Annotated in this window: 4 protein-coding genes; 1 reads left to right on the top strand and 3 read right to left on the bottom strand. The window is 65.9% G+C overall.

What is annotated here, in order from left to right; all coding sequences use genetic code 11:
• Positions 1–43: 43 nt before the first annotated feature.
• Genes ACILRA_RS18540 through ACILRA_RS18530 form a run of 3 tightly spaced genes read right to left on the bottom strand, consistent with a single transcriptional unit; the run spans position 44 to position 5,566 of the window.
• Positions 44–3,286: an error-prone DNA polymerase gene (locus ACILRA_RS18540; protein ID WP_395663546.1), complete on the bottom strand. Its 3,243-nt coding sequence runs from the start codon at positions 3,284–3,286 to the stop codon at positions 44–46.
• Positions 3,283–4,785, bottom strand: coding sequence for a Y-family DNA polymerase (locus ACILRA_RS18535; RefSeq protein ID WP_395663545.1), 1,503 nt, complete (start codon positions 4,783–4,785; stop codon positions 3,283–3,285). Before ACILRA_RS18535 ends, ACILRA_RS18540 begins: the two co-directional genes overlap by 4 nt.
• On the bottom strand, positions 4,670–5,566 hold the full coding sequence (locus tag ACILRA_RS18530; protein WP_395663544.1) for an ImuA family protein: 897 nt from the start codon (positions 5,564–5,566) through the stop codon (positions 4,670–4,672). The genes ACILRA_RS18535 and ACILRA_RS18530 overlap by 116 nt, the downstream gene beginning before the upstream one ends.
• A 172-nt stretch (positions 5,567–5,738) precedes the next feature.
• Here ACILRA_RS18530 and ACILRA_RS18525 point away from each other — a divergent pair, with 172 nt between their 5' ends.
• Positions 5,739–6,149 carry a copper chaperone PCu(A)C gene (locus ACILRA_RS18525; protein WP_395663543.1) on the top strand — a complete coding sequence of 137 codons (411 nt, stop codon included), beginning with the start codon at positions 5,739–5,741 and terminating at the stop codon, positions 6,147–6,149.
• Positions 6,150–6,190: the final 41 nt, after the last annotated feature.

Raw genomic sequence — 6,190 nt, 5'->3', positions numbered from 1 at the left:
CCCCGGCCTTCGCCGGGGTGACGGACCTAAATGATATTCTGACTCAATGAAAATCCCGGCTCTTCGGAATGACCCGCACCTGCCTTGGATGCCGCGCCGCAGGCTGCTGCTGGTAGGGGTCGGGCCCTGGCCTTGCCACTTCATCCGCCCGTGCCAGCGTGTTCTTCAGAAGGCTGCCATCCTCGGTGAGCAAGGCCAGCCATGAGGACTGGTCCTCTATGGTGCTCGCCACCACGTGGATGATCTCGCCCGTCTTCTGCACGCGGCCCTTGATGAGCATGAGGCGCGCACCCATCACCACGGCGCGGTGGGTTTCCAGCACCTGCGGCCAGATCACCGCGTTGCAGACGGAGAACTCGTCCTCGAGTGTCAGGAACACCACACCCTTGGCCGAGCCCGGACGCTGGCGCACCAGCACGACGCCCGCAACCGTGACGGGGGCGCCGTTGCGGAGCGTCTTGAGCTTCTGGTTGTCCGTCACCTTGCGCTCGAGGCAGAGCCGCCGCAGGAACTGCATGGGATGCGCCTTCAAGGACAGCTTGAGTGTCTGATAATCATTCACCACATGCTCGGAGAGTGCCATTTCGGGCAGCGCCACATGCGCCTCATCCCCCTGCTCGCGCGTGTCAGCGAAGGCGAAGAGCGGCAGGGCCCTGGATTTCGCCAGCGCCTTCACCTCCCACAGCGCGGCGCGGCGATCCAATCCCAGCGAGCGGAAACAATCGGCGGCGGCGAGTTTTTCCAGACCTGACACGGGCACACCGAAGGCATGGAGATTGGCGATCGAGATGGGCTTCTTCTGCGCGCGGTATTGCAGCAGCAGGGCGGCATCCCCGGCCTTCAGGCCATCGACCTCGCGCAGGCCCAGACGGATCGCGGCGCGTTCACCGCGTGACGGGGTTTCGAGCGTCGAATCCCAGCGCGAGTGGCTCACATCCACCGCGCGCACCTCCACCCCATGCTCGCGCGCGTCGCGCACGATCTGGGCGGGGGCGTAGAAGCCCATGGGCTGGGAGTTGAGAAGGGCTGCCGCGAAGACCTCCGGATGATGGAACTTGAGCCAGGAGGAGACATAGACCAGATGCGCGAAGCTGGCCGCGTGGCTCTCGGGGAAGCCATATTCACCAAATCCCTTGATCTGGTTGAAGCAGCGCGCGGCGAAGGCCGCATCGTACCCGCGCTCCACCATGCGGCTCACCATCTTCTGCTCCAGCCTGCCGATGGTGCCGCGGCGGCGGAAGGTGGCCATGGCCTTGCGCAGTTCGTTCAATTCGCCCGCGGTGAATTCGGCGGCGACCATGGCGAGCTTCATCGCCTGTTCCTGGAACAATGGCACGCCCTTGGTGCGGCCGAGGACTTGGCGCAATTCGTCTGCCGGACCGAACTCAGGATGCGGGGCCGGATAATCCTCGGGCTCCAGCCCGTCGCGCCGTCTGAGATATGGATGCACCATGTCGCCCTGGATGGGGCCGGGGCGCACGATCGCCACCTCGATGACAAGATCATAAAAGCATTGCGGCTTGAGGCGTGGCAGCATGTTCATCTGCGCGCGGCTCTCGACCTGGAAGACGCCGACGGAATCCGCCTTGCACAGCATGTCGTAGACGGCCTTGTCCTCCCGCGGCAGGGTGGCGAGTGAATATTTGAAACCGTACCATGCCTCGATCATCTCGAAGCTCTTCTGGATGCAGGTGAGCATGCCGAGCGCCAGCACGTCGATCTTGAGGATGCCCAGCGTGTCGATGTCATCCTTGTCCCACTCGATGAAGGTGCGGTCATCCATCGCGGCATTGCCGATAGGCACGGTCTCGTCCAGCCTGCCCTTGGTGAGCACGAAGCCGCCGACATGCTGGGAGAGATGGCGCGGGAAGCCCTGGATCTCGTCCGCCAGTTCGATCACCTTGGCCAGCAGCGGATCATCCGGGTCGAGGCCCGCTTCCTGCAGCCTGCCATTGTGCATCTCCTCGCGCATCTGGCCCCAGACAATGCCGGAGAGCGTGGCGGTCACGTCCTCCGACAGGCCCATCACCTTGCCCACCTCGCGCATGGCGGAGCGGCCGCGATAGGTGATGACGGTAGCGGCCAGCCCCGCGCGCTCGCGGCCGTAACGCTGATAGATGTACTGGATCACCTGCTCGCGCCGCTCATGCTCGAAGTCGACGTCGATGTCGGGCGGCTCCTTCCGCTCCTCCGAGATGAAGCGCTCGAAGAGGAGTTCGATCTGGTTGGGGTCGACCGCCGTGATCCCGATGACGTAGCACACCGTCGAATTGGCGGCCGACCCCCGCCCCTGACAGAGGATCGGTGGATCCTGGCTGCGGGCGAACTGAACGATGTCGTGGACGGTGAGAAAGTAAGGCGCGTAGTTGAGCTTCTCGATGAGGGTCAGCTCCTTCGCGATATTCTCCTTCACCTTGGCTGGAATGCCCTCCGGATAGCGCTCCTTCGCGCCTTCCCATGCGAGATGGGTCAAATGTGCCTGCGGGGTGGAGCCTTGCGGAATGGGCTCCTCCGGATATTCGTATTTCAGTTCCTCCAGCGAGAAGCGGCAGGCCTTGGCGATGGCCAGCGTATTGGCGATGGCCTGGGGGTGATCGCGGAACAGGCGCGCCATTTCATCCGGCGTCTTCAGGTGGCGCTCGGCATTGGCTTCGAGCAGATAGCCTGCTTCCGCCACCTGCACGCCCTCGCGGATGGCGGTGACCACATCCTGCAGCACGCGGCGTGAGCCGTGGTGGTAGAGCACGTCATTGGTGGCGAGAAGCCCCGTCTGGTGCTTGCGGGCGATCTCCGCCAGGCGGTTGAGGCGCTCCTTGTCATCGCCGCGATAGTGGTGGCTGACAGCGAGGTAGAGCGGGGCCTTCAGACGCTGGCGGAGGTGGGCGAGATGATCCACGCCATCCGACAGAAGCGCGAAGATCATGCCCGGCGCATAGGCAAGAACATCCTCCAGCGTGATGAGGCACTGGCCCTTCTCCGCGCGGCGCTGGCCGAGGCTGATGAGGCGGCAGAGCCCGCCATAGGCGGCGCGGTTGGTGGGATAGGCGAGAAGCGACAGCCCTGCCTCCTGCAGGTCCAGCCGTGCGCCGACGATGAAGGGCAGTTCCGCATCCTTCGCCGCCGCATGCGCGCGGACGACTCCGGCCAGCGTGTTACGGTCCGTCACCGCGATGGCTGCAAGCCCCATGTTCTTTGCCTGCATGGCGATCTCTTCGGGGTGCGATGCGCCGCGCAGGAAGGAGAAGTTGCTGGTGCACTGCAGCTCGGCATAGGCGAGTTTGCTCATGCCGACAATCCGTGCACGTACCATTTGGGCTGCTCTTCGCCGGGCTCGCCATAGAGGCCTTCGCGGTAGAGCCAGTAGCGGCGGCCCTGCTCGTCCTCGATCACATAGTAATCGCGCGGGCGCTCACCCTCCGCCAGGCGCCACCATTCGGGCGCCACGCGCTCGGGCCCCTGCGCCTTGACGACGCGCCGCGTCACGCGCCGCCAGGTGAGGCGCATCGGCGGGCCGTCCGGCACGGCGGCCACCACCTTCGCGGGCTCAGGCGCCTCGAAGATCAGGAGCGGGCGCGCTGTGGGTGCGGCGCGCGCGGGCCGGGGCTTCAGCGGCCGCGCGGAGGGCTTCAGGATTTCGGCGCGCTCGGGGATGTGACTTTCCACATCCTCCAGCGCCACGAAGGGCTGTTCATGCCGGTTCAGCACCCGGTCGTTCAGCTGTTCCAGCGCCAGCGTGCTGTCCTCCTCGAGGAAGCCATGCTGCTGGACGAGAGCCGCCGCCGTCTCGCGCGCTTCGAGCGTCATCGCGTCGATGCCGAAGCCCGCATCAACCGATTCCAGCTTCGGCTTCAGCACGCGCTGCATGTGGCGCGGGTCATGGGTGGGGGCGGAAAAACCCGCAGGCAGATTGGCGCGCGAGCCATCGGTGCGGAACAGCTTGAGGATCAGCCGCAAAGCACCCTTGCCCTGTTTTTCCAGATCGCGGCAGAGCTGGTTGACGAGGCCGGCCAGAACGATCTCGAGTCCTTCCGCGTGGATCACCGGTTCCATCAGCGCACGATGCGCCATGAAGGAGGTGGGCGGGTTCAGCGGGTTCAAGGGCTCGTCCCGCACCCCCATCATCTCGTCAAGCCGCATCAGCACATTCTCGCCGATGGTCTCGCCGCGGAAGCGGCGGGCGAGCGAGGCGCGGGGGATGGCCAGCAGGGCGCCCACCGTCTTGAGGCCAAGACGCCTGAGCGTCTTCACCGCTGCGCCATCAATCCGCAGCGCCTCGATGGGAAGCGCGTTGAGATCCTTTGCCTCATAGCGGGCGAGCGCCCAGGCCGCACCGATGGTGGCCCCCTGCCCCACGCGCACGCTGAAGCCATATTGGCCGAGCCTGGTCTTCATCTCCGCGATCATGCGCTGCTCGCCGCCGAAGAGATGGGGAACACCGGTGACATCCAGCAAGATGCCGTCCGGCGGATCGGGCGAGACCCAGGGGCTGTAGCGCTCCATCCAGCGGCACAAGCCCAGCAGGCTGTTCACGTCCGCCTCCGGCTCATGCGGCTCGGTCAAGAGTTCGGGCAATTGCGCGCGCGCATCCGCCAGCCGCATGCCGCGCATCAGCCCGAAGCTGCGCGCCGTGGCATTGACCGCGATGAGGCGCAGGCCCGCCTTGCCGCTTTCAACCAGCGCGAAGGGCAGGCCCTTGGTGGGCGGCTTCCGGCCCGTCTTGATCCGTGCCCGGATGAAGCGTTCGACGGGAAAATCCGGGAACCAGAGAGAAACGAGACTGCGCATGATGCCATTCCAGAATCCAGGCGCCGGGGCGGCCGCCCCGGGCGCGGGTGAGTTCGATGCTCCAGCAGGGCGCCCCCAGGCCCTGCGCATCATGGGGCGGGCTGCGGGAGGGGACCGCCGCCGCCGTCCAGCGGGTGTGGCTCGCCGTGGCGGCGGCCTCCGCCTTGGTGAAGGAGAGGATGGCGGCGCATTTTCCTGCAGCCGCGGCAAGCGACAGGCGGCGGGTGACCGTCAAGTCCGCATGGGCGGCATCGGCATCGCCGATGACGGCGGCAACCGCGCCTGATTTCAGCGCCTCCTCCATGGTCCACAGCAGGCTTGCGGATTTCCGCAGCGTGACGGTGACGAAGCGGTGGCGCGGCAGACCCAGCCGCTCGAGCCCATGGCCATAGAGCCTGCCGAATTCACGCTCATGTGCCGCAAGCCGGCACCACAGCAGCGGGCGGCGTTCCTGCGCATCGCCCAGGCGGCGCAGTGCCAGCGCCAGTGCAAAGCCCATGGCGGCGGGCTGGTCGCCATGGGCGCGCGGCGACACGTCATGAAGGCCGCCGCGCAGAAGGCCCTGCGCGGGCAGGTGCCGGTCTAGCTCGGGCAGGCCCATGGCCCAGGGCGCCGCTCTGCTGCGCTGGCGCTCGAAGCGGGCATGGCCTTCCTCAAGCCGCGTGATGTGCGCCCGCAGGGCCGCGATCAGAGGTGCGACATCATCGCCCTGACGGAAAGGGGTGACACCGGCGCAAGTTTCCCCGCCCCGGGCACCATGCTGTGCCGGTTCCATACGCATGACTGAATGATCCAGAATGTTCCTATTTTGTTCCACAGCACGCGGACAGAGTCAAGCGGGGAGAATCGGGGGCCGGTGGGAAGATGTGCCTATGCCGCAACGGCATGCCACATTGGCGACACAGCGGACCGCTCAAAATCACATGATGAAGATTGAAAGACGCAGACTGATCTTGAGCCTCGCCGGGCTCATCACCCTGCCCGCCGCGGCAAGGGCACATTCCTATTCCCATGGCGGCATCGCCATTGGCCATGCCTGGGCGCTGCCCGGCGAAGGGGAAGGCAAGGCCTTCTTTCCCATGGTCAACACTGGCAAGGAAGCGGATGAGCTGGCATCAGCGCGCTCATCCATCTGTACACGGATTGAATTCCGGCGGAACGGCAACTATGATGATCCGCCGCTCACCTCATTCATGCTGGAGCCCGGCCGGCCCATGGCCATGCGGCCCATGGCGCGGCACCTCCGACTCATGGACCTCACGGCGCCGCTCGTGCTCGACCAGCGCTTCACCATCACCCTGGGCTTCCGTCACGCGGGCGAGATCGACGTCGAATTCCACGTCGAGCACGCGCCGGGCGACTGACCTTTCATTCCTCTCCCCCTGCGGGGGCGAGGGGGGAGTAC

It is taken from the genome of Aestuariivirga sp. (assembly GCF_044239095.1).
In the GTDB taxonomy this organism is placed as follows: domain Bacteria; phylum Pseudomonadota; class Alphaproteobacteria; order Rhizobiales; family Aestuariivirgaceae; genus Aestuariivirga.
Note: the sequence above shows the minus strand (reverse complement) of the source record. Positions and strands in the feature narration are given on the sequence as shown.

Bases quoted from the DNA above. Each gene is read 5' to 3' on its own strand.
- ACILRA_RS18540 (WP_395663546.1), bottom strand. From the start codon at position 3,286: ATGAGCAAACTCGCCTATGCCGAGCTGCAGTGCACCAGCAACTTCTCC.
- ACILRA_RS18535 (WP_395663545.1), bottom strand. From the start codon at position 4,785: ATGCGCAGTCTCGTTTCTCTCTGGTTCCCGGATTTTCCCGTCGAACGC.
- ACILRA_RS18530 (WP_395663544.1), bottom strand. From the start codon at position 5,566: ATGCGTATGGAACCGGCACAGCATGGTGCCCGGGGCGGGGAAACTTGC.